Annotated in this window: 2 protein-coding genes; both read right to left on the bottom strand. The window is 46.5% G+C overall.

All coding sequences use genetic code 11. From position 1 onward, the window contains the following. Positions 1-11 precede the first annotated feature (11 nt). Positions 12-1,886 (bottom strand): efflux RND transporter periplasmic adaptor subunit, encoded by a 1,875-nt coding sequence (locus tag ACMXYU_RS02260; RefSeq protein ID WP_415900007.1) that lies wholly within the window; start codon positions 1,884-1,886, stop codon positions 12-14. Between the two features lie 82 nt (positions 1,887-1,968). Continuing rightward, on the bottom strand, positions 1,969-26,352 hold the full coding sequence (locus ACMXYU_RS02255) for an LEPR-XLL domain-containing protein (RefSeq protein ID WP_415900006.1): 24,384 nt from the start codon (positions 26,350-26,352) through the stop codon (positions 1,969-1,971). Between the last annotated feature and the right edge of the window lie 11 nt (positions 26,353-26,363).

The following is a 26,363-nucleotide window of genomic DNA, read 5'->3' as shown; positions in this document are numbered from 1 at the left end:
TATGCCTCCCGCTAGCCCCACCAAGACCAAACTTTAAGACGCATCCATTCCTGCATCTCTCGCGTCCAAATTGATAACAAGTTACGCTCATCGATGTAGATTTTACCCACACCTTCCATACCGGGTTGCAACTGCAGAGATTCACCTTGTAATGACGCCTCTACCACAAAGAACGTCGCTCCATCTTTGGCTTCAGTTAGGGGCGTAATCTTCGTCACTACAAATTCAAATGGCGTTTCAGGTAAAGCAGATAGGTGCAATGTGCCATCTTGGCCGATCAGGACATCAGCAATTCGACTCTCTTTCACCAAAAGATTAATACGGTAAAAGTGCAGAGGCGACACTTCAAAAAGCACTTCACCTTTCTGAACAGCCCCACCTAACCTCTGACTGAGGTCGCCACTGACAATCAGACCATCAAATGGTGACAGGAGCTTTGCACGCTCTAATTGACTATTTACCAGGTCTAACTGGGCTTTAATCTGAGTTTGCTGCGCGTTAATAATATTGAGCTTAGCGCGATCGTGGAACGCTAACGCCTCTTGATACTGTCGATTAAGCTTGGCTTCTTCACTTAGCCATTTAAGGCGCTCAAGATGTAAGTCTCGATCATCCAGCTGTACTAACATCTGGTCTTTCTTAACCACATCGCCTGCTCGATGAACGGCTGAGTGGATATAACCATCATAAGGCGCTGCGATAACACGCTGAATATAGCTATCCAACTTTGCATCTGCTGACAAGCGGTAACTACCTTGAGCAACAGAGAAAAAAATGATCAAAACTGCACTTAGAATAAAGAGTAACTTACGGCCTAAGTAACCTGCACCAAACAGCCTGGAAAATTGAGTTTTTCCAGAGTCCCAAACTTTCAGTAACAGCGCTCTATCATTCAAGCGCTTGTCCTCTAGAGCAGGAATCACCAACGCAGCAATACTCTCGCACAGAGCCACTTCCTGCGCGGTAAATGGAATATCGGGATTTCTTTCAAAGGTCAGCGCGCCAACAATATTGTTAGCCACATATAGAGGTACACTGAGTACAACTGCATCCCCCTGCTGCTGCGAAAGTTTTGAATGGGCAATCACAACCGAACTGCTTTCTAAATCAGGGTTTGGATATACCACTGACTGCTGCTGGTCTATCGCCTCATCCATCACCTCTTCAATACAGCGAATTAGGTTCATCCGCTTACCAAATTGAGTGCTATGGGATAGGTGTAAAACCTTAGAGTGGCCTTTTTGATAGTTACCTAGAGACACACGATCGCAGTTCAGCATTACAGCTAGCTCTGTTACCAAACGCATTGCGGAACTAGCGTAATCAGGTTCGGATTGAACACTGGCTAAGAAATCGATACTTCTTTCTAAACTATCGCCTTTGGTTGAGCGTTGTAGCTTTTCTAGGCGTAGTTTCAAAACTTCTAAAGCCGAGCCGCCAAGCTCCAAAAGCTGCATCGCACGTTTTAGTTGCTGCTCTGATGATACGGCGACAGCAACGGTCGCCACTGCAATCAGTTCATCATCCAAAATAATTGGATAGCCAATCGCAAAAACCTCATGCCCAGGAACGCTAGCAGGTAAAGCGGTTACGAGTGCTGAACGATTAGTAATAATCTCTTCTGCTAATCCATGCAGATCCGATAGTACTCCTGAATCCTGAGGCCAGAGAGCCATAGGGTGGTAGGTATTATCATCTTCATCTAATGGCGCTAGAACTAAAGCAGATTGTGCCCCATCAATTAGGGAACACTGAGAATCCAACCAATCCTGATAAAAACTGTCGGATTGTTGCGAATAGGCATCCAATGTAACAGATGTACTTTGCGACGTTTCTAGCGAACTAGAAGAATCTTGTGGATGTTTTGTGTCTGACTGATTGTCCATGGCTGAGCAGGCCTGTTACTAAAAACGAAAAGGGCTGCATGCAGATAAGCTGCAGCAGCCCCTTATGAAAAGTCTATCCTAATTACTTACGAATATCTTCCCAGCTAACGTAACCAGATTTCTTATTTCTGGCTTTTAGCTGCGTTAATGATTCGCTATCAAGTTTAGAACTTTCCTTCTTCGTATTGGCTTTATTCGCTTTCATTACGGCCCAGCCACTGAAACCTGCTAGTGCAGCTTCTAGGTTGGCAGCAATGCCCGCTGACTCTTCATTGTCTTCAGCTTGTACTGAAGTTTCTTCAGTAGCTTTGACTTCGGAGTCTTCGCCTTGCTCGTCCTTAACCTCTTCAGATTCTACTTGCTCTGCTTCAGGTACAGCACATTCAACTGGGGCAGCGCCCTCTTCGCCTTCAACCACTTCACCCTCAACAGTTTCAACATCTCCAGGCTCGCACTCTTGTTGTTGAGCATCTTCAGGTAGCTCACCCTCTTCAGCAATAGCCCCTTCTGGTAGTTGCTCTTCCGAGCTTTCACCAGCTGCAGTTGGGTCAAACTGAATAACAACATCAACGCCCGGTGCAGCAGAACCACTGAAGTTTTGCAGATCACCCAAACGTCCCAAAGCAGCGATAGCATCATCACTTAGCTCTGTAGCAACGGCCGTACGGCTTCGTGCTACCTCACCTAGATCTGAAGCATCGAAGATCTGCTGAGCAATGCTCTTATACAAACCAATTTGTGATGAACGGATTAAGTCAAGTGCGCCTTGAGCTAGTGTGATAACGAAGGTTGCCTGCTCACCGGATGTTTCTGCATCAGCAGCAAATGTATAACGAGCGTATTCACCCACCATCACATCTTCTGTGAAGCTACCGTAGAACAGATCACCACCTGCACCGCCAATCATGCGATCAAGACCAGCACCGCCGCGTAAAATGTCATCATCGCCATCTAGATTGTCGATCACTTCCAAGTCTTTAGACTCAAGTACGATCGTATCGGTGTTACGCGTGACCATACCGGCATCACCGGTCATTAGATCATCACCAGCTCCACCATCTAGCTCATCCTTGCCAAAACCACCGAAGATAATATCGCGGTCTTCACCACCCGTTAGCTTATCATCGCCACCAAGTCGGAAGTTATCCGTGTAAGCATTTAGATAACGGCCATTACCATCGTTTTTGATGTAGCCATCATCACCAATGATGATTGTCTCACCAGATTCATTAGTAACCGTATCGTTACCTACACCTGCGATTGCTTGGTCATCACCCGAGCCTAAGGAGATAGTGTCATCACCACCTGTAGCATTGGTTGTATCAGTGCTTTGTAGGACATCGCGGATCCCAAGATTGAAGGTAATCGAGCCGTTATCACCGATAACGCTGTCATTACCGGCGCTTACACTAATAGTGTCATTGCCGTTACCACCTAGGACAATATCATCACCTGCACCAGACTCGATGGTGTCATCGTCACCTAACTCATGCTCAACGGTATATGCCTCAGTAATTACTTCATCCTCACCGTAGTTAAGGACACCGTTATCACCGATGATATGGTCATCACCGCCACCGGTAGTAATATTGTCTTCACCTAGGCCAGCGATCACACGGTTATTACCTTCGCCACCATCGATGATATCACCTGCAGTCGCATCCCCAGCTTCATCGACAGAGAAGAAGGTCGCAACGTTACCGTTACTGTAGAGCTTCATCTCACCGAAGTCGCCCATGATCCAGTCACCACCGGCATTACCCTCGATGGTATCGGCACCAGCGCCACCGAAGATACGATCGGAACCTTCATTACCTTTGATAAGGTCAGCTACACCTTCAGTTTGTTCTTTCGTTAGTAGACGAACAAAGCTATTTCCAGCCAATAATGCAGTCGCATGATCACCGAAGATAATGTCGTCATCACTTACGGTGATAGCGTCGCCACCATCGCCATTACCACCAAATAGATTATCAGCGCCGATACCACCCATAATTAGGTCATCGCCCTCATTACCTTTGATGGTATCGTTATCGCCGTTCACCAACTCAACGGTTGTCACAGAATCCAACGTTGTAATATCAGTATCACCGTCGTTGTAATCTACAACGGCATGGTCCCCGATGAGGATATCGTGACCGCTGCCACCTTCAATATCATCCTGACCATGGCCACCCATGATGACATCGTTATCAGCACCACCTTTCAGAATGTCATTCGCTGCTTCGTCACGGTTTGTTGTGGTAATGCTAACCACTTCTGCCGTGGTTAGGATACGATTTGTACCCGCAACTTGATTAACAACACCTTTGTCACCAAAGATAATATCGTTGCCATCACCGCCATCAATCGTGTCAGAACCAACCGTCAACGTATCTGCGGTTTCAGGGTTATCATTAACACCATCTGGCGTATTAACAACCGTTAGAATCTGAGTCGATAGGCTCAAGCGCTGAGTTAGATCTAAGTTAAAGCCGGCATCACCATAGATATGGTCGTCACCACCTAGGCCATAAATTTCATCATTACCAGAACCACCGGCAATATGATCACCGTAGTTACTACCTGTCAGGATATCGTTACCCTGACCACCGTAAATAACCACGGAACCTGTCGCACCGGAAGCATCAATCGTGTCATTACCCGCATTGGCAAATTCACGGCCTTTAGTCGTCTTCGCATCAGAGGTCGATGTGTAGGTAGAGCCATCCTGTACAGAGTCACCCAACAAGATTAACGGAGCTGATGCGCCGCCACCGCCAGTCACATAGATCTCATCATCACCGCCACCACCATGGATAACGGTGATTACACCTTCTGCTGTGCTTTGGACTGTAAAGGTATCGTCACCTTGACCATTCAACACTTCAACAACTTCAACGTCATTGTACTGAACGCCACCTGCACCCATGCCTAAACCGGTAATCGTAGAATCCGTTAGGAAACCAGTATCATCAGATCGGCTGCCATCGTTGAACATATACAACGTATCTGTTTGAGCCGCTTCATCAGTATTGATATCAACAGTTGGCAACGCTTCATCTGTTTCAGTAGGTAGCATCACCGCTTTAGATAGCGCACGCTCTTTGCCCTCAGGAACAGAACCTTCAATGATCAATTTACCGCGAATCTGATCCAAGGTATGAGGCTGCAACGGAGGATTTTGTACAGGCTGATTTGAAGCATCTGGTACATAATCAGGATTCACCGCAACAACAATCTCAACTGGAGAATCCCAATCAGATGCAGTAAAGGTCACTGTGCCATCAGTTGCGTTAAAGCGAGGATCTACGCTACTTACGATAGTTTGACCATCAGTCAGTACATTAACAGTTACCGGATCTGTAGGTTCGGTACTGAGCACCAAACTGTAGTTATCCGTCTCACTGTTACTCACAATGGTAGAACCATTAGTCGGCGTCACTATTACGGTGCCCGTGTCATTATCGACAACGCTAACACGCAATTCATCAGTCACTACCGCATCAAATTCAGAACCTACCGCAAGGTCCGTTGTGGTTGTGAAAGTAACTGCCGAACGGAAGACATTCTCAACATCAGTATCGTCAACTGCCGTTACCGTTACTGTTTGAGCATCATCCCAGTTATCCTTATCGAAGGTTAGGACAGTCTTATCAAAGTCGATTTCGCCTGCGGCATTCTTCTCTGCAAGAACAACGGTGACGGTTTCGCCATCAGCCGGTGCTTGAGTCAACGCTACAGTGAAGGTATCTCCAGAAGCAGCCCCTTCAACCACACGGGAATCAACATCGGACTGAGTAATGATCAGATCGGCTTGATCATTATCGTAAACAGTCACTTCAACGTTGTTTATATCTAGGTGATTAAAGTCAGGGTTATCACTCAATACACTGTGATTGATAACAACTGTACGTTCACCTTCAATCGCTCCGTCGTCCACACCTTTAACGTAGATTTTTTGCTTACGTAGCCAGTCATCCACGGAGCCATCTGCTGCAGTAGAATCAAAGTTCAGCACTAATGATTCATAGTAGTTAACACCATCAACGGATACTAAGATGCTATCAGCAGGATCGCCTCCGCCAATCGTTGGTAGTTCTTTATCACTGCTAGAAGCGCGTGCTGCAGATACAGTTACATATGCAATCGTAGCTGCTGTTGGTTTAGCCGCTGTTAGAGAAACTTCGTAGAAGTCATCTAACAGGCCGTTTTCATCAACGACCAGACTGCCATCAACCATATCAACCTGAATTTTGCCTGTTTCATCATCTGCAACATTCAGGGATACGCCATCAACGAAGATACCGTTAAAGCGAGGATCATCACTCCAAACACTGTGGTTAATAAAGCCACTGCGACCTTCTACGGAGTACGAAACAATATCTTCAGTTACATCGCCGGCAACATTAAAGGTATCGCTACCTAAACCGCCGATAATCGTTGTTTCAACATCTTCGCTAGTACTCAGAATAAAGAAGTTATCATCGCCTTCTAGACCATCAACTTCTGCAAACTCGATACCTTCAAAGCCGATATTAAGGCCTGCACCGAAAATACCATCTTCAGTGATCATGAAGTTATCATCAGCTTCAGTACCAAGCACAACTAAGGTGTCATTGCCTGCACCACCGTCGATCTTAAGTGGGGCATTGATGCTGTATTGGATGTTATCAGCACCATCACCGCCAAATAGTTCAGTTTCACCACCACCTGCTGTTTCTGTGGTTCCTTTCTTAAGGAAGGCACGAACAACAAAGGTATCGTCGTCATTTTCACCGTACAGTTTGGTCAATGCCTTGTTGCTGTATACCGTGATCTGATCTTCACCATCACCGCCATATACAACCATTGGTAAACTGTTACCGTTACTCAAGAAGCCTAGTGTTGTTTCTGTCGTTTCAATCTCGTCACCGACAGCGACATACGGAGCTTGACGATCAGCACCGTAAAGCTGACCAATCTGGAAGGTATCATCACCTGCGCCACCATCCAGCGTGGTGATACTGCTGTTGTCATCACTGTAGAAACCATCATCACCGGCATGACCATTAATAGTCAGACGAGCGTTAATGTTTTCGTTGTAAGTGATACGCTCTACATTGTTCGTAAAGCCCGCGTCCAGATCACCATGAAGGGCCGCAACAAAGTTGGCACGAAGTAAGAAGGTATCGTTATCAGCGGTACCATTGATGGTTAGGGTATCAGCACCACTATCACGAGCACCGGTATCTTCAACATCAATCACATAATCGGCATCGTTACCTGTGCGATTGATAGTGTAGCTGTCCGTACCGGACTCACCATCCAGAACTAGCTGTTCCGTACGGCTATGTAGTTCGTTGATTGTAATCGCATCGTTATCAGCACCGCCCTCAATACGGGTATCACCAACCAACTGAAGGGCATCGATCAAGACGGTGTCTTCGCCTTCGTTACCATCGATAAGAACATCAACACCAGCGTGAGTTTCAGCAGCATCAGCAGAAACCGTTCCGTAGAACTGAATATTGTCATCGCCAAAACCACCGTTGAAGCTCATTTCAACATCAGCGATCATCACACCGGTAGCACTAACAATAATCGTGTCGTTCTCAGCGTCACCGCGGGTATGAATAGCATTATCAGCTGTAACCAAACCAGAGATGGTAATAGTGCTACCACCTGTATCAGCAACGCTCGTTAACGCTTCAGATAAGGTGAACGCATCGCCACTCACATCAATGCTATCTGCCAAGATATAAACATTGGTACCGTGAACGGTCGCACCATCTTCAATCAACAGATCATCACCTGCATAGAGGATAACGTCTGCTTCAGTCGTCAATGTCACGCCCGACTTAATAGTTAAGAAGTCAGCTGTCAGATCGGTGCTGTCTGTAGCAATCAGTTCGATATTGCCTACAGCAGTAATATCTTCATCCTGTGTAATCGGGCTGTGAGTTACAACTCGGATAGCGCCACCAGCACTAATACCCGGCTTGTTGACATCTAGAACACCACCAACGGTCAACGCGCCAGTATTATCTAACCAAACACTACCAAGGATCGCTTCAGCTTCTACGCCACCAACTTCAGTCTTAATAGATTTATCCACAGCACCAATATTGTTAGCTGCTGCAAGATAAACTTTACCGGATGCGACGTTACTACCCGATGCTCGGCCATTTAAGATACTGCCATCTGGAGCCGCTATAAACGCAGTATTACCGTTTTTAGCTTCAAGGGTATTCAGGTATAGATCACCTAAGGTTTCGGTGATGTAACTATGGCCATAACTCGACGTTGTTAAGGTCGTACCCTCAACAGAACCTGTATCGATATCCAGATCATTATCGGCCTCACCGATCGTGCCCAGAATCGTCACTAAGGTAATGCTTGCACCTTCAACATCCACTTGCGGAAGCGCACCGTCAACTAGGCCATTATCAAGCGCATCGATAATAGATTGATGAGCTTGTAGGCGAACATCGCCGCCTGTTGATTTGACGTGATCAATGTTTAGGTTGCCATCGCTTTCTGCAAGATTGATATCACCAGAAGCCAATACATTGACCGTACCGGTTGCAGCAGTAGGCGCTGCAACGATATTAACATCTAGGGCGTTATCAGCTTCACCGACGGAACCACCTGCAACAACTAGCTCTACACGGTTTGCGCGAATATTTTCATACTCGTTATCCAGCGCATCCAGCATTGAACCGCTTTCGGTTTCTAGGTAAACCTTATCGCTAGCTGCATAAATACCCGCAACATTCATATCACCGCTGGCTTCTTTCAGGTAGACACCCTGGGAAGCGCGAGCGGTGAGCGTAGCACCATCATTGAGATCGATACGCAGTGTTTCTGGAGAATCATCACTGCCGGTATAGATTCCACCTTGACCGCCTTCTAGGATCAGATGGCCACCACGGATAACTGTTGTATCCGAACCTTGGCTCGAGGTAATACCATCTTTAACTTTGATGCGTACTGCATCATCTGCATTACCGCCTGCAGTAATACTTGTTAGATCCAACTTGCCTTGAGAGCCAATGTACAAGTTAGTGCCAGCGTTGACTGTTAGAGTTTGCGTGCCGCCTAATTGGGCATCGTCAACGTTAATATCTTCGCGCTGATCGATTGCAACATGAGTAATTGTAGACGTTGTATAACGGCTGCTATCAACAACAACCGCACCAGTTTGATCAACACTATCATCAGCCAGAGAGGCTTCGATCAGATCGGACGTTAAACGGTCAATCAGGTAATTTACTCCATCAAGAGTAATCACATCGCCGACGACAAAGCTGCTGTTCCAATCTTCAGATGCAGCGATAATTGTCTGATTCGTTGGAGAAGCCAGCACCTGCGTAACCGTCACAGTTTGAGCTACTTCGCTGCTATCAAATCCAGAACTTAGTGTGATGGTATTCGCTGTAACAGAGGTGATTTCGAAGAATTCACTTCCTTCTGTCGCATTTGCACTATCACCAATCATGCGGATCTGCATACCTGCAGTAAATCCATCATCGAGCCAAGAACCAGAACCGCGGGTAATTGTGCCAGATGAATCGATATCCACCTCAACATTCTTACTTTCAATGCTGGTAAGGAAAGCGATATCTGAACGCTCAGCTGCAGCTAGGGCAAACTTTTCATCGTCTGTGTAGTCACCATCGGTTTCGATCGTAACGCCGCCAACTGCTGCACCGACACCTGCAGATGCACTTAGGTTAATTGTGCCACCAGCAACAACGTTTGAATCTTCATTATCAGTTGTGCTGGTTACTGGTTTCAGTAAGCCGGCACTAATTAGATTCATCAGTTCGTCTTCAGTCCAAACTTTAATGCTACCTTCAATCGCATCAATTTCATCAGCGGTCAGGGTATAGCTGTAATTTGCATCATAAGCGCCTGCACCATACTCGGAGTGCAAAGTGTGGTACTGAGATGATTTCTTCGCTTCAAGGGTGGCTATAGCCGCATCAATTTCCGCAGCTGTATTACCTTGCTCTGCGTAGAATGTGCGGTAATAAGATTCCTCTTCTGAGGTCAGGCTAACGGCATCATTCGAATCATACACACCACCAAACTGCTCATTTCTAATCTGCCAGTAAGATTGGTACTCACTCTCTTTACCTGCCGCATAGACATCTTTAGCTTGTTGGATCTTATCGTTTGCACCAGTACCATCTGTCAGCTGCAATTCAGCCCAAACAGAGTTAATCAACTCTTCTCGTGTACGATCATCACGTTCCACGGAACTGTTAGCATCAAGCAGAGAACCAGCCAACACACTGATATACACATCGCCTGTTTCAGCCGTTGCTTTAAACAAGTGCATATCACCGCTAGTTTCAGCTAAATAGATATTTTGCTTGGCCCATACTTCAACCGCATCACGCAGTTCGGTACCTGAATCAAGTTTTAGTTTGTTTGACGAGCTATTACCTACAGAACCACCTTCAGCCGTTAAGGTTACAGCCCCTGCTGTAATCAAACCAGAACCGCCTGCAGCTACAGTGATACTTTGCTGAGCTTGGATAATGACATCAGAACGGTTACCCGCTGTAATCGTGTCGATTGCCAAACTACCAGTAAATTGATCCAGATAGATATCACCAGAAACAGTAGTAGCACTGAATGATGAAGAAGCATCATCAGTCTGATTCAAGGCCATCATCAACACTGCGCTACCGATATCATCGCGGGCATACATGTTGATGTTTTTGCCACCAACATAAGCTTCGCTTGATAGTATGTAAATGCCACCCTGCGACGCCGTTACATTGGTTGTACCAGTCGTGTTAGCCAACGGACCTTTTAGTAATAGATCAGAACCGCTACCGGAAGTACTTAAGTTAATTTGCCCCTCAGTGTAACCCTGGAACTTGATAGTAATATCATTATCAGCGCGGATATCATGAGTGTGAGTTTCGGCAACTTTCTCTTCCTGTACGTAGTGAGAGTAGTAAGTTTTCTTGCCGTACCAAGTACTTGTCGTCCAGTGATCCTTCTCATACTCATCTGAAGATAGAGAAGTCGTCGTTTTCTCGTAGTTGTAGTCATTAAACTTATTCGCAGAGGTATCCAGATAATAGTAGATACCTTCATCCGCCAATACTGGCTGGCTATCAACGCGCTCATGATCCCAGCTAATATCTGCTGGATCAGGCCATAGGAAGTCGATTCCCCATAGAGATGAGGAGGATAGAATAGTTTCACGGTAGATAGACTTATCTACATCAATAGACCAACCAGCACGCCATACACCATTTGCAGAGTTACCCACTTCATAGCTAGTTTGGCTAGCAATCGCGGAGCTACTAATAGTCACTACCTGACCGGTTGATGTCGTAATCGTTGCCCCAGAAGCGGTCTTAGTAAATACCGTACCATCTGCTTCAGTAATTGAAGACTGGTTACCCATATACAGTAGGGTCGTAACACCCACTTCATGACCTGCAGATTTCAGCTGATCAATAACAGATTCAGCACCTGTAGTGGTTGCATCACCAAAGGCTGTTTTCTCATACATAGTCACCTGAGGGTCACTACTGCTGCCTTTAGCTTTGTCAGCCATGATCAAAGTACCTGCACCGCGTTGCGATACATCTAAGCCTAAGATCTCAATATCATAGCTGGAGGAGTTGGCTACATTGATCGCGCTGTAACCACTCAATAGACGTACTTCGCCTTTACCTGTATTCAATAGATGGCCGCGAAGTTCAATATCACCGCCGCTAGCACGCACCTCATCGATCAATATACGTTGGTTTTGGGTATCCCAGTAAACACCGAAGAAGCGGTTAGAAAGATCTGTTAGTTTAACCAGACCTACAGAACTAGCAGTAACATTGCTACTGATTTTGGCCGCTTCAATGTTCGCCTGAGTCAGGTTAAGGGTTATATCTTGCTGACCACTCTGAACAATACCGTTGAGGTTGATATATTCGGCATCGATATAAACACGATCACCATAAATCATCGAGTTTTCATCAGGTGACTGGTTCAGAATCGCCGTAACATCACTGCTGCTTACTTCACCAACACCTTGGCCCTTACCAAAATCAACGTTCTTAGTAACGGTACGTGTGCCTTCTAGAGTGATGCCAAAGATTTCGTAGGTGTAAGTTTCCTCTACCTGCATGGTGAGATTTTCACCAGGAGAGTACTCACTCCAAAGCGAATATGGCTCACCGCCGGTGCTGATATCTGTCAAACCAGTAATGAAGACGCTACCGCCGGCAACAATGTTTAGATCCTTAGAACGGATCTCTGCAGTAATCTTAATATCACCACCGCTAACATCATTTTGGATATTAACGAGGCCGTTTAGGTTCTCAATATCGCCAACGATCTGAATTTCTGGCGTAGGCGCAGAAACGCCTGGGCCTGGCTCATAATAGTTGATGATATTAATTTCAGGATCGCCAGAAGCTGCAACATTGATTAGCGTGTAGCCATCTGTTTTCGTCGCTTCTGTTACCTCAATACCATTGTGGAACAAGCCACCTGTTGATTCAGGAATTGTTGCACCATGAATTTTGAGGAAGGCGGGCGAATTATTGGTAATAGTGATGCTAGCGTCGCCTGGAGCATCAAAAGTACCACTACCCAACAGGAAGTCACTTCGTACATTGATAATGCCCGCTTCGGCCCAAACTGGTGCTACTTCAATTGTAATAACTGATTGGTCAATACGGTTTTTACTGATACTACCGTCAGAGTTTGTAACAACTTCCAACAGCCCCTTCGCCAACATCTCATTCTCGATGCGGGTAATTTCAGTTTCGTAATAAGCTTTCAGCTCTGCATTACTGTATTGATACTGCGCATAAGCTTTACGCGCTTCAGCCAACTCTGCACTCAAAGTTGATTCGAGTGCCTGAGATGTAACGGTGTACTCAATACCGTCAGAAATAGATGAAATGATTGGATTGCCGAAGGCATCCATCCCTGAAACGATTAATTCTTGATGACGGTTAATACCTGTCTCAATCGTACCGTTAACAGTTACCGTACCCGTCGCATCTGAATGAATATAACCATCATACTGTTCAGCACCGCCGCCGCCTGTAACGCTATTAATTGCATCACCTGCAGCACTTGCCCAGTTAACCGCTTTTGCTTTACCGGTCATGTGCGCCAGACCGAAGTCTTCAGCATATAGGTTGGCATCACGAGCTGTCTTAAGATGAGCGCCTGTATCCACCGTAATTGAGTTAGTCTGCACCAACGTAGAGGAAGCATTAACGTCATCAATTGGGATTGCACTTCCTGCAAAGCTATCTGTGCGTGCTTCGATAGTATATTGGTCACGTGTTTTATCAGTACCAATACCCGCTAACAAGTTCAGATCACCAGCCGCTTCGATTTGAACATTGGTACCAACATTCACTTGGTTAACCGGCTGGATATTTACAGTAGCGTCCGCGATACCTACAGTCGCTGCACCGTAAGTATCCATATTTACTTGTGCAGAAACAGTACCCTGACCACGTGCAGAGAAAGTCACATCACCAACACTGCTTAACTGAGCGCCACTGCCAATGGATACTTGGCTTAAATCCTGACTGGTAGAGATATTTGCATTAGCACCTACGCCCGATGCAAGGCCTGCAGACGTTAGAGTAATCTTATCCTTAACATCCAGTTTATTTAGCGCCGCAATAGATAGATTACCCGGATCAAACGCAGACCCAACTACATCTAACTTAGCGTCAGCGCCAACATCCACCGTAGTGTTAATGTTCAGATCGATATCGCTATCTGCGCCAGCTCCCGCAAGAGCACCGCCCACAGTACCATCAATACCCGTCTGATTTTTACTCAAAGCGTTGGTAGCTGAGATATCCATAGAGCGAGCATCCATATCGGTATTCGCTCCAATAGAGACACTAACGGTGGCATTAACATCGTGATCTGCTTCAGCGCCGCTACCCGCTAGGGCACCACCGCCTACAGTACTGATTTCACCATTGAACTTAGCTGTATGATCCGCTGTGATCATTACCGCGCCATTAGAGGCATCGTCCAGATCAATGCTACGACCAGACGTATGGCCGCCATCAATGATCGCTTGAGTATTGCTGGTGTTATTCGTTGTCACTGCTGCACCAGCTCCAGCTAGCACACCGCCACTACCAGCATCAGCTACAGCGAAGTTATCATCATTACCTGTAGCAACTAGATTTAAGCTACCGCCATCGATATCAACATCAGACGCAATACGCGCTGTGGTTGTCGTGTTAGAAGAGACAGTCGCGGTACTCGCACCCGCAGCCACAATACCGCCGGTATTGCTATCGGAGTTCGCTTTCTGACGAGTTTCAGTAACCGCCGCAATAGTTACGGCACCTGCAACAACCAAATTAGAGTTTGCCCCTATGATGCTCTCAACCACACTTGTCGTTGAGACTTCACTTAGGGTTGCGTTCACACCAACTAGCGAACCTGAAGAGCCGGTAGATTCAGCACTAATGCCATTGCCGCCATCTTTTACATCTGTGGCAGCCAATACATTAAGGGCTGCGGCATCAAGATTGATACTTCCCTCAGTACCGTCAGCAGATCCTAGAGTTGCAGAAACATTAGCATTAACATCAACATCGGTCAGAGAGACACCAACGGTTAAACCACCAGCAGAGACACCAAGCATATCGGTTTCAATCTCTGGAGTAGCAACCGCAGAGACAGTAACAGTTCCTGTTACATCAATATCAGAGCCTTTACCTATACGAGCAGATACCGTTGGAGAGTATGAGATATTCGCATCATTACCAGCTCCTGCGCCTAAGCCTGCTGCAACTGCAGTAACGTCTAGATCCACATTCAGATTATTAACCGCCGTTACATTGACATCTGTAACCGTGAAGCCAGAAGTGCCGCTTTGCCCAACCTGAGCATAATCACCTAAATATGAGGTAGTGGAACCAGAAACAGACACATCACCAATCGCGGCCCCTGCCGCAGCAACACCCGCAGATACGCCAACAATATCAATGTTTATATCACGATTCGCTGCCGCGTTAATATCTAGCGAACTCGCCTTAACAATTTGCGCGCCATCAGCATCACTCGTGCCATTTTCAATGTAAGCGGACTGATTGCTGCTATCGTTTAGCACTGCAACCTGAGCACCAAGACCAACAGTGCCTGCAGAACCACCATAAACTTCGATATCAACATCGGTCGTGTAATCGGCATCAACCGTGACCGCACCAGTTGTCTCAATAGATCCAGCATTGCCAATCCATGCGGTTGTGTTCCCGCCTAGAGATGTAACAGATACCGTTCCTCCTACACTAACGCTACCACCCACAGCAGCGCCGCCAGTTAGAACATCAACATTAATGTTCTCATCCGCTTTAACCGTCACTGATGCGGTAGACACCCGTACACTGCTACCATCTACTGGATTAACACCATCAACACCCTGAATGGTAACGGCGTCACCAATATAGGCACGTGTGCTATATGGATTACTATTATCAGCTTGAATATCTAAGGTTGAGAATGAGCCGCTACTTAGCGTGCTATCACCTTTCGCTTGTGCTCTCTGTGCAGAGCCGTCACTGCCTAAACCACTAACAGTGCTACTGCCAAAGCCGGAAGCTACGCTAGATTGTGAAGCTGAGAGTTCATTATCATTATCACCATCTGGGCCAGTGCCTATTGAGATATATGACACCGCCCCGCTGATCCCAGCTGTTGCGCCACCAGCAAAAGCCAATACATTAGATTCAACATTCTTAGTCGCTGTCGCTTCTACACGGACAGCACCTACAGTTGTAAGAACTGATCCCGCACCAATATGTGCATCGACTGTGTTATTAATGGTGATTACGTCAACTGAAGCACCAATACCACCACCGCCAACAGATACAGAGCCTATTGCGCTCGCACTCTCTTTGTTTACATCAATAACATGATCTGCTGTAACCGTGACACCTTGCAGCGCTGTCACTGTCGTAGAGCTACCGAGATATGCGGAAGTTTGTGAAGTGCTACTCAATACTCCTACTGAAGCAGCTGCTGCACCAATACCCGCTCCACCTGCAGCGACAAGAGCATCAGAGCTTTCCTTAGCATTAGCAGTGACAGAAACAGTACCGCCTATTCCGCCAACACCATCTGATTCCGAGACTAGAGAACTACTGCCTGATGTATACGCCTTAGTAGTACCCTCAAATAGAGCAACGCTTACAGAAGCACCAGCACCAACAGAACCTAATGCCAGCGACACATCATCGAAGCTCATATCAACATCAGAATCAGCACTGATTGTGATATCACCGTAAGAATTAAGATCAGCTGCATTCACATAAGTTTCTGTAAGTGAACTGGACTTAAAGGCTGAAGCGGTGCCGGACGCGCCGACATAGAGGCCGCCACCAACACTGACCGCGACTGTACTCAGGTCTTCATCTGAAACTGCAGAAACACTTATGCCATCAGCTGCATAAATATCTTTACTGTTACTATTTCCATCAATGTAGGCGCGAGTAGTATTGTTGATAAAGTTAGTATCTACCGTCGCTGCGGCTCCACCTCCTGCAAGACCTACACCCGCAGCGCCACCACCACTGACAAAATCAGTTTCCTGATGAGCATTAACTTTTAGATGCTTACCACGATCCGTGGAGTTATTGATTGTGGAGTTTTTAACACGTGCTTCAGATGTATTTGCAACACGGTTAACCAGTACGTTAGCAGCGAGACCAACTGTTCCTGATATACCACCTGCACCAGCATAAGATTCTAAGTTAGTGGCAACATTTGAACGAACGGATACGCCATTGACCGTATCGGTAGAACCCGCATTTGCTGAAGGTTTAACCTCAACGCCATCACCCAGACCTTTAGCTACAACAGTCGCATTATCGATGAAAGCATAAGTACCATTATCCAACTGATTTACAGTTACGGCACCACCAATACCTGCCGTTCCAGACGCACCAATAGCGCCAACAATACCTTCGGATGTATCTTTAGATTCCGCATAAACAGAGATACTGCCATCTGTTGTTACAGTTGCTGTATCAATGAAAGCGTTCACTTGGCTTTCCAGTAGGTTCGCACCTGCTGAACCTGCAACACTCGCAGTACCTGAACCAGCTACGCTGGCTACTAAAGTTTTCACAGTAGAATCAGACAGGGATTCGATCACGATATCTCTGCTATTACCCGCGGTGATAGTAACCGTTGTTCCTGAACCTGAGATACCTGCAGAAATAGTGTTAGCTATTTCGTTATAAGCAACCGCACCACCTACAGCAGCAGTGCCTGAGCCTGCAATCACAACAGCGCCGGAACGAATAGTTGAACTATCTGAAGCACGAACAGTGATATCACTGGTTGTCGTTACTTTAGCGCCGTTGGTGATCAACGCTTCAACATTTTTCTTAATCCAGTTAAGCGATAAAGCGCCAGAGCCAGCAAAAGTACCTGCGCCTGATGCGCCGACTGCAAGCGAATTAATGTTGGCATTAGCAATAGCATTCATCGCCAAACTGCCAGCATTCACTGTGGCATTATCAATATAAACTTTCGCAAAATTCTTACGATCAGACGTTGGATCGTCAGGGTCACCGCCAATATAGTTATAAGCGACCGCAGCACCAACAGCGCCTGTACCAGCACCTGTTAGACCCGCAGATAGAGAATTTAAAGTTGCTTGATCAGATGCACGTAAACTGACACCTCCGGCATTGGCTGTAACTGTCGCGCTATCCGCAATGTATGCTTCGACCTCATTACGAATCCAGTTAAGGCTCAATGCTCCTGCGCCAGCTGCAGTACCTGCACCAGAGCCACTAACAGCAAAACTCCAAATCTGAGCATCTAAAATAGGATCTGGATTTTCGTCTGGGTCAGCAGCATTCGCTGCATAAGTATCAGCCTGATTAGAAGCATCACCTACTGTAGGTAACTGATTAGTATTTAGTACTTCTGCTGCAACATTCACATCACCCGTAGTCGCCGTTGCTGTTGTACCAGAGCCTTCGATACTTGCGCTAATGCTGCTACGCATATCATTCGTAGCAGAAGCAATAGAAGCAGCTGCAGTGCCCGCACCGGAGCCACCACCCGCAACAATAATCATAATAGGTGTAACAGTCGCACTAACATCAACATCAGTATGCGCGGATACATCAGCCCCACCTTTAATCTGGGCACTCACAATATTGCGCATAAAGTTGATGGAAACTGAACCTGCGACAGCAACAGTGCCTGCACCCGCTGCACCAATAGTTACATTAATAATGCTCGAATCAGCATGGGCTGCCACTTCGACGCCCGCAGCGGATGAATCAACTTGTGAATTATCGATGTACGCAAGTACCTGTCCGGCATCATCAGTCAGTCGGCTACTATCAACTGTGCGGCTAGGGTCCTCAGGCGTACCACCAATATAGTTATAAGCCAATGCAGCACCGATTGCTGTCGTACCTGCGCCTGCAGCTCCTACAGCAACACTGATCATATCTGCGTCATCACGGGCATTAACTTTAATATCGCCCATTGCATCTACATCAGCACCACCGCTGATATAGGCCTGAACACTGTTATGTAACCAATTTAAAGATATAGCGGCGCCTGCAGCAAAGGTATTAGCACCGGCACCAGCTACAGTGACATTGATGATTTGCGAACTGGTATCGGTTTCATCTGGAAGGTCAGCCGTATCAACACCCAGACTACCAAGATCAGCTGCCGTCGTAGGCGCAGCAAAACCTGCAGTAACAGAAACATTGCCAGCAGATGAATTAACCGTAGAACCATCGATAGAGGCCTTGATGGTATTGCCAACATCCGTTGTGGAAACTGCAGCACCAATTGCTGCAGTACCTGCACCGGCTCCCGCACCAGCAACAACAACCATTGTTGTGCTATCAGCAGCAGATACAGAGATATCACCTGTCGCATGAAGGCCTTTATTTGGCGTTCCAGATGAAGATGTATCCAAACTATTAGTTACTTTAGCTTCTACAGTATTAGTAACTTCATTAACCGAAACAGATCCACCTAGTGCAAAAGTATTTGCTCCTGCGCCACCAATAGCAACGCTGACCAAAACTTCTTCTGCTATCGCTGTAACATTGATATTGGAGTTCAAACCAGTCATGTGGATAAGTGAATCATCCACCTGTGACGTGATCGTATTACCAATCAAGTTAACACCAATACTTGCACCCAGAGCGACTTTCCCCGCTCCTGCACCTGCACCTGCAATACCTACACTAGTTGAAGAATCTTGCGCTATAACAGAGGACGAAGTGTTATCACCTCGACCTTCAATCGCACTATCAAGTACTTTTGCAGATACGGTGTTAGCGGTTTGATTTGCGGAAACAGATGCAGCAATAGCCAACTTGTTAGTGCCAGCACCACCAAGTGCGATACCAATTAATGAACTGCTTTCAAGCGCCTTAACCGTAACATTGCCATCAGTTCTGATCGTCGAACCTTCAACACGAGCTTTCACCGTATTGGTCATAAAGTTAAGTGCTAACGCAGCACCCAAACCAGCTTTACCACCCGCTGCAAAACCACCTGCAAACGAGAAAATTGAAGAGTCATCTAAAGCTGAAACAGTAACGTCGCCAGCAGAATCTGCTGTCGTGGTGGTATTTAAAATAGCCGCATCAACATCGGTATCAACCATGTTGATAGATAGGGTGCCCGCTAAACTAAGACCACCTGAACTGCTAGTCGATACACCTACAGTACCCGTTACTGCTACGAGAAGGCCATCTGCCTTAGCATTTACATCTAAACCTGATGTGTATTTCAGACTATCAACATTATCAATCTTCGAAGTAACAGAGTTTTCAATCTCAGAGAAAGCAACAGAAACACCTGCGCCGGACTTACCGCCAAAGCCAGCAGCACCCGCGACAAGAATAAGATTACTAGAATCATCTGCATGCATAGACAGATGACCGTTCACGACAACGGTAGGCGTGTTAGTAATACTTGTTTCAGTGGAATATGTAATACGTGTGACAGCTACGGAACCGCCGACGGCAGTGCCTTGTTGACCTGTTGCACCAGCAACACCGACATTGATGGAAACAACCCAGCCTGTACGGGTCGCATCCATATCTAAACGCGGCGTAGTAATAGTGCCAGCATTATCAATAAATGCCGCACTCTTACCGCCAATCAGGTTGATACCAATAGCACCAGCAATGCCGGTAGCGGACTTTCCTGCGCTAGCTGAGGAGATAGCAGCAGAACCTGCAAGAGAGCCTATCGCAGTCGAATCATCTGACTTAATCGTAATCGTGCTATCAATATCGGTTGTAGTGACGTCACCACTTGAGTCGATATAAGCCCAAACATCATCTTCAACATAATTGATGGTTACTGAGCCAGAAATACCAATGCCCGATTTGCCCGCATTTTCACTCGCTGTAGAACTACCTGAAGAACCGGACGAACTATCCGTTTCGCCAAAGCGTGCTTTCAGCTCTGCAATAACGTTGTCGTAATTTTTCTGGTTATTCGGCAGTTTACCCGGGTCATCTGTTTCGCTCTTTGAGCCATCCGAATTATTCTGACTGACACCTGTACCACCAGATTCGGGCGTAGAGCTACTGGATGTTTTCGCACCAGAGATCGCAAGAGAACCGATAAAGCCTTCGTGATCGGCTTCAACGGTTAGATCGCCAGCTACAGTTACAGAACCTTTCGTTGTCGCAACATCTTCGCCATCGCGAGCACCAATGAGTGCTTCAGTTTCACGATCGACAATGTTGCCAGATACAGCGGCACCTACACCTACATGTTCAGATGCAGCGATACCACCTGCAACAGTAATTAGATAGGCATCATCTTTAGCTTTAACTTGCAAAGATGGGCCGCTACCGCCGATATCACCACTGCCTACATTAATTGTCGCACCTTCAGCGATCTGCGCAATCGTGCTGTTATCAATTTCATTGATAATAACCGCGCCATTGAAGGCGATATTGTCAGACTGGCCACCGGACGCACCAAAGGTGACACCTACAGTTTCGTTATCAGCGACGACCTTCAGAGCATCTGCATCAAGCAGAACACCATCTTCAATCTTGGCAGTCGAATTACCCGTAAAGCCATGATAAAGAACGGTCAAACCTGCAGCACTTCCACCATCTGCAGAAGATGATCCAGCACCACCACTCTCCCAGGAAGGCTTCCACGTACGCTGTTTATTCTCACCTGAACCTGTTGTATTACCCGAAGAGATGCCTGGGGTTTTAAAGTTACCACCCAAGGCAGCTAAGTGGTTGATGCTATTTGCGGTAACAACGACATCACCCGGTGTACCCGATGAAGCTAAACGTTGATTGATCTCAGCACCAGATTTAATTCGCGCATCCGAATCCTGCTCGATAAACATCGCAGTACCGGCACCAGCCAACGACAGTTTCTGCCCTTCAGCAGTCGCGACTGACCAGCTATCGATCAGGTTGTTATCTAAACCTAAATTATCATCAAGGTAAGTTGTAAGCTGACCAATAAAGCCTGATGATTTTTCTGCAAATGGATTTACTTCCTTCCAATCACCGGAAGTGAAATTGACCTCAGAAAGGTCGAAGGTCTGCTCATGAGTGCCAGTATATTCATAGAAAGAACCAACATTACCACCAGCTGTGTGGCCCTGTTTAACCTCAACAACACCTTCAAGTTTGATCGGCTGATCATAGTCTTGCGTCGTATCATAATCTGCTTCAATGCTATCACCAGACACAAGTGGCGCTATTAGGTTTGCGCCCCATAAACCTAATGGATCGATCTGATTCAGTGCCTGCGCATCGACAGTTAGCGTACCTTCGGTATCAACCTTAGCGCCGCTATTAATCAGTGCATCAGCATCGTTCTCGAAAATACCAACGACCATCGCAACGGAACCGCCAGTATTTGCTTGAGGGCCTTTGGATGAGTCATCTTTATTCTCATCATCAGCACTAGATGATGCAGTTACATCAGGACGCGAAGAAACAACAGCTTTAACCGTAATATCACCAGAAGAGGTAATATCGCCACTGTCGGTATCACCATCTGAAGCGCCATCACCAATGCGAGCATCTGCTTTGTTTTTATCGATAACAACAGCAGTACTGAAACTAGCATCAAACTTCCAAGGATCGCCTGGAGGATCAGAACTTAGTTTACCCGCAATAGCTTTAGAAACCTTAGTAATGAAACCACCGGTCAGACTATCCACCCCTGCGGTCATTTTCTCTTTAGCTGTAGCTTCGGTATCTTCAAGCAAGTTGCCTTTAGAATCAGAGCCTGTTGCAGAAACGGCTTGTACACCATTGACGATGGTAGGCACAAAGATCATTTCTGACGCTTCAATGGCAGCTTTTTCCATTTCAGCCGTCACAGAAATGCTATTAGAACTATTTACGGTTCCGTCTAGGTAAGCATTGGTATTGCCATCTTCATAGCTAAATGCCAGTGCTACACCTAAGGCTCCTGTATCACCGGAGATTGAACGCGCCATCGTGCGGTTTTTATCAACCGTATTAGCATCAACCGTTAAATCACCACCAACATTTAGGATAGCGTTATCCTGCACATGCGCAGTAGATTCAGAGTTAGTTACACTTATAGCGACACTGGTCGCAATGGTGCCTGCCGCAGTTGGGTCGGCAAGTACGTTGGTGGTGTTATCCACATTCGTACGAACTATCAGATCATCGGTCGTTGTGATCTTACCGTCGATCTCTACTTTTGCAGTGTTATCGATTACACCCGCTGCGCCAGCAAACGCCCAACCTGTTGGAGAGGCTGAAACGTTAACAATCGAAGTCGCATCAGCAATAAAGTCTTCAGCTTCGATCTCAGTTTCTTTACCAATTTTAACTTGAGCATTACCTTTCGCATAAGACACAGCAGCAAACAGAGCAAAACCTTCTGCAGCTTCAGCAATACCTTCTAAACCGAAAGCTAAGTAGTCATCTAGGGCAAAATCCCAGTGATCAGTATCTTTGATGTAGTGCTGGGCATTCGCACGAGCATAAACAACAACATCGCCACCTTTGATAATGGTATGTTCGCCACCAGCACCTTCGGTCTGCCCGATAGTTACAATCGACTCAATAAAGTCGATATTGGCGAAACCGGAAGTCCAGTCTAGACGGTCATCCAGACCATAGATCGTGATATCACCGGCAGTACCAGCATTATCGTCCTTAGCGATTAATTGGGCACCTTCATCAATTGTGATGTTGATACCTTCAAGATAAATATCACCTGACACTCCACCATTTACACTAGTATCGATGGTGAAGCCTTTGATTTCTATTGTGTCAGCTAAGAGTTTTAGGTTTGTTCCTGACAGCGTGATATTCTCGCTAACAACAAGCTTATTTTTGTTACCGTCGCTGTCATCATTGCCTTTAAGGGTTTGTGTACCCGCAGCTGTACCATCCCAAGTCACCCAGCCGAAGTCATCCTGAGTAACTAAACCATCGGTATCCAGAACAACAACTTCGTTAGCACTACCGCCACCTACATTGATGGTGACTGTATCAACTCCAGCCGTAAGACCTTCGACATCAAGAATAAAAATGTCGCTTTGCGAACCGCCTTTCAAGGTGTCGGCGCCGCCACCAGTAGCTAAGGTAACCGATGTCAAGCTATAGGCTGATGCATCTAAGGTATTTGCACTGGCCCCACCCGTCAGCGTGATTTTCTCAATATTTGTTAACTTATCCGCAGCATCTGCACCAATGACGAGCTCTGCGTCATGAGTTGCAGCCGTTGCATCGGAGAGAGTCATGTTCAGATCAAATGTCTCGGTAAGATGGTCTATACCACCCTGCCCATCAATTGCATCAGCACCGCTGCCGCCAATTAAAACATCAGCACCACCAGAGCCTACTAGCGTATCAGCACCAGCGCCGCCAGAAAGTGTGACACTGCCTGTACCTAAGGTATCCCCTAGTACTGTAGCCAAACTACCCGTGAAGGAAAGTCCTAAATCTTCAGCCGTTGTAGAGCTATTTAGAGAACTAATTTCCGTAATAGCAGCACCAGAACTGGTGATTTGAATCGCGATACCATCTAGTACAGCGGTAAGCGCGGCATCAGCAGCCGTGATTAGATCAAGCACGTCCTGAATAGTATTTGCCGTACTAAGATCTATCTCAATATCGGTGGAACCAAGCTTAACTAGGAGGTCATTGCCCTGGCCAGTACCTACGCCAAAGCCATTATTTAGGTAATAAAGCTGAGTCGTCGCATCAACATTGCTAAACCCTGACGCATCAATCGTATTAGCACTCGCGCCACCTGTCAGCTCTGCGCCTTCGATACCAGACAATGTATCGTCTTCTGTACTGGTCGCTGCATCTGCCGCATTTAGAAGCGCTGTAGAGGTAAGATAAAAGTTACGATCACCGGATTCCGACAAAATATCATTGCCTGTTCCACCATCAATCGTATCTTCACCTGCACCACCGGAAAGAATATCGCTACCGGAGCCGCCTTTAAGAATATCCGCAGCAGAACCGCCACGCAGAATATCGTCGCCTGAACCCGCGTCCAGTGTTACAGAACCAGAGAATCCAGAAGCATCCAGAATATTAGCGCCCTGTCCTGTAGTAAGTTCAGCTTCCTCAACGTTGGTGATCGTGTCGTCTTCAGTAAAATGCTGAGTCACTGCTACTGATGCAGATCCTCCAGTCAAATTAGTATCATCTAGGGTTAGATCTGCCACATTGCTATCAGCAAGATCGCCCGTAAATGAGATCGTCCACTCAGTTGTTCCATCTACAGGATCAGTAGAAGCATCCATGTCACCCAGTGCTACAGTGACATCTTGTTCACCAACATTAGATAAGCTACGAAGGGCCGCTTTAATTTCAGCAGCTGAGGCGTTATATGCAATAGCGGCGGTTGTCTGACCAGCAAAGGTCAGGGTAAAAGTACCTGAAGTTACACCAGTTAGAGTAATCAGCGCAGTTTCGTTTTTGCTAGACGTTAAAGTCGAGCTAGCAGCAGTACCAACCAATGCAAAATGGCCGTTGCTGCTTTCCACCAAGGTATCAACACCGCCAAGACCTTCGATACTATCGGCACCTAAACCACCTGTTAGAATATCTGCTTGCGCTGAGCCAGTGATATTATCGTCACCGGCACCACCATCAATGGTTACACTTCCAGCAAACCCACTTGCATCAATAGTATTTGCCGAATCACCGCCGGTAAGCTCCGCAGATTCAATGCTGTACAAGGTATCTTTATCATTCGGAGAGCTAATTTGCCCCCCTGCATTCATGGCACCGGCTTTAAACTCAGCATCACCAGGACCACCTGCAGCAATAAGCATATCTTGGTCAGTTGATGCAACATAAACATCTGCGCCCGCACCACCATAGATGGTATCATCACCTTCACCGCCAATAATGCGGTCCGCAACACCGGTACCTGTCAATGTATCAGCGCCTGCACCACCATCAATACTGACGCCATTAACGCCCGTAAATGCCGAAGCATCGATCGTGTTGTCGCCATCACCACCAGTTAGCGAAGCGGCTTCGAAGCCAGAGATAGAGTCTTCGCCAGAACCTGCCAGCTCGCCATCAAAGCGAACTTCCGTATCAGTTAATGTGATATTTGCATCACGATTAACAACCAACGTATCGTCTCCGCCTCCACCGATCAAAGTGTTGGCGTTGTCATTACCAGCAATAGTATCTGCGTGGCTTGAACCTGTAACGTTATCGAAACCAGCAACAGAGGCAAAACCGGTCGCATAGCCACCAGCTAAATCGACTGTTACACCAATACCATAAGAAGAATAATCTAAGGTATCACCAGCGGCACCGGTTAGATTTTCAACCCCCGTAAAACTGACACTATTCACAGAACCTGAGTATGTATCAGTCAATGACCAAGATGCTGTAGCAGAACCGTTGGCAACAGAATCATCACCGTCACCGCCTTCGATGTTCGCGACACCGGTAAAATTAAGATTTCCTTTATCTGCGCTACCGCTGCCAGAACCCGTTAAGCTCCATTGCGTATCAGCACTTGTGCCTACAACGGTGTCATTACCTGTACCACCATTAAAATTAACCACAAGTCCGGTAGTGTCATCTAGCAGACTATTCTCGAGGGTAAGAGATTCATCTGAGTCATCAACACCCTCAATTGTCAGGCTATCAAGAACTGTTGCACCTGTATCGTCAATCAGTGTGTATTCCTGAAGCACGGCAGAATCTTCAGAGTCGGCAGTATTATCAAGAATCTGAACAAGGGTAATGTCATCTTCTTGAAGTAAACGAACTGTTAGATCAGCATTAGCAGCTGCTGCAAAAACAGGATCGGCGGATAAGAGTAATCTAGGCTCTAACGATTCGAGCCTGAAGCGATCATTTCTCAATGCATGTTTGGCGGTAGAAGGTCTTTGCGACCCTTCGTTTGGCACTCCGAGATTGGCTCTATTAACTGCATTCCAAAGCCTACTTTTTGCCGTTTCATTCCTTTTAATCGCCATACAAATCACCC

The organism is Neptuniibacter sp. QD48_11 (genome assembly GCF_047778095.1).
In the GTDB taxonomy this organism is placed as follows: domain Bacteria; phylum Pseudomonadota; class Gammaproteobacteria; order Pseudomonadales; family Balneatricaceae; genus Neptuniibacter.
The sequence above is the reverse complement of the archived record's forward strand: the minus strand, read 5'-3'. Positions and strand labels throughout refer to the sequence as shown.

Excerpts from the sequence above, each read along its gene's own strand:
- ACMXYU_RS02260 (WP_415900007.1), bottom strand. The coding sequence starts at position 1,886 with ATGGACAATCAGTCAGACACAAAACATCCACAAGATTCTTCTAGTTCG.
- ACMXYU_RS02255 (WP_415900006.1), bottom strand. The coding sequence starts at position 26,352 with ATGGCGATTAAAAGGAATGAAACGGCAAAAAGTAGGCTTTGGAATGCA.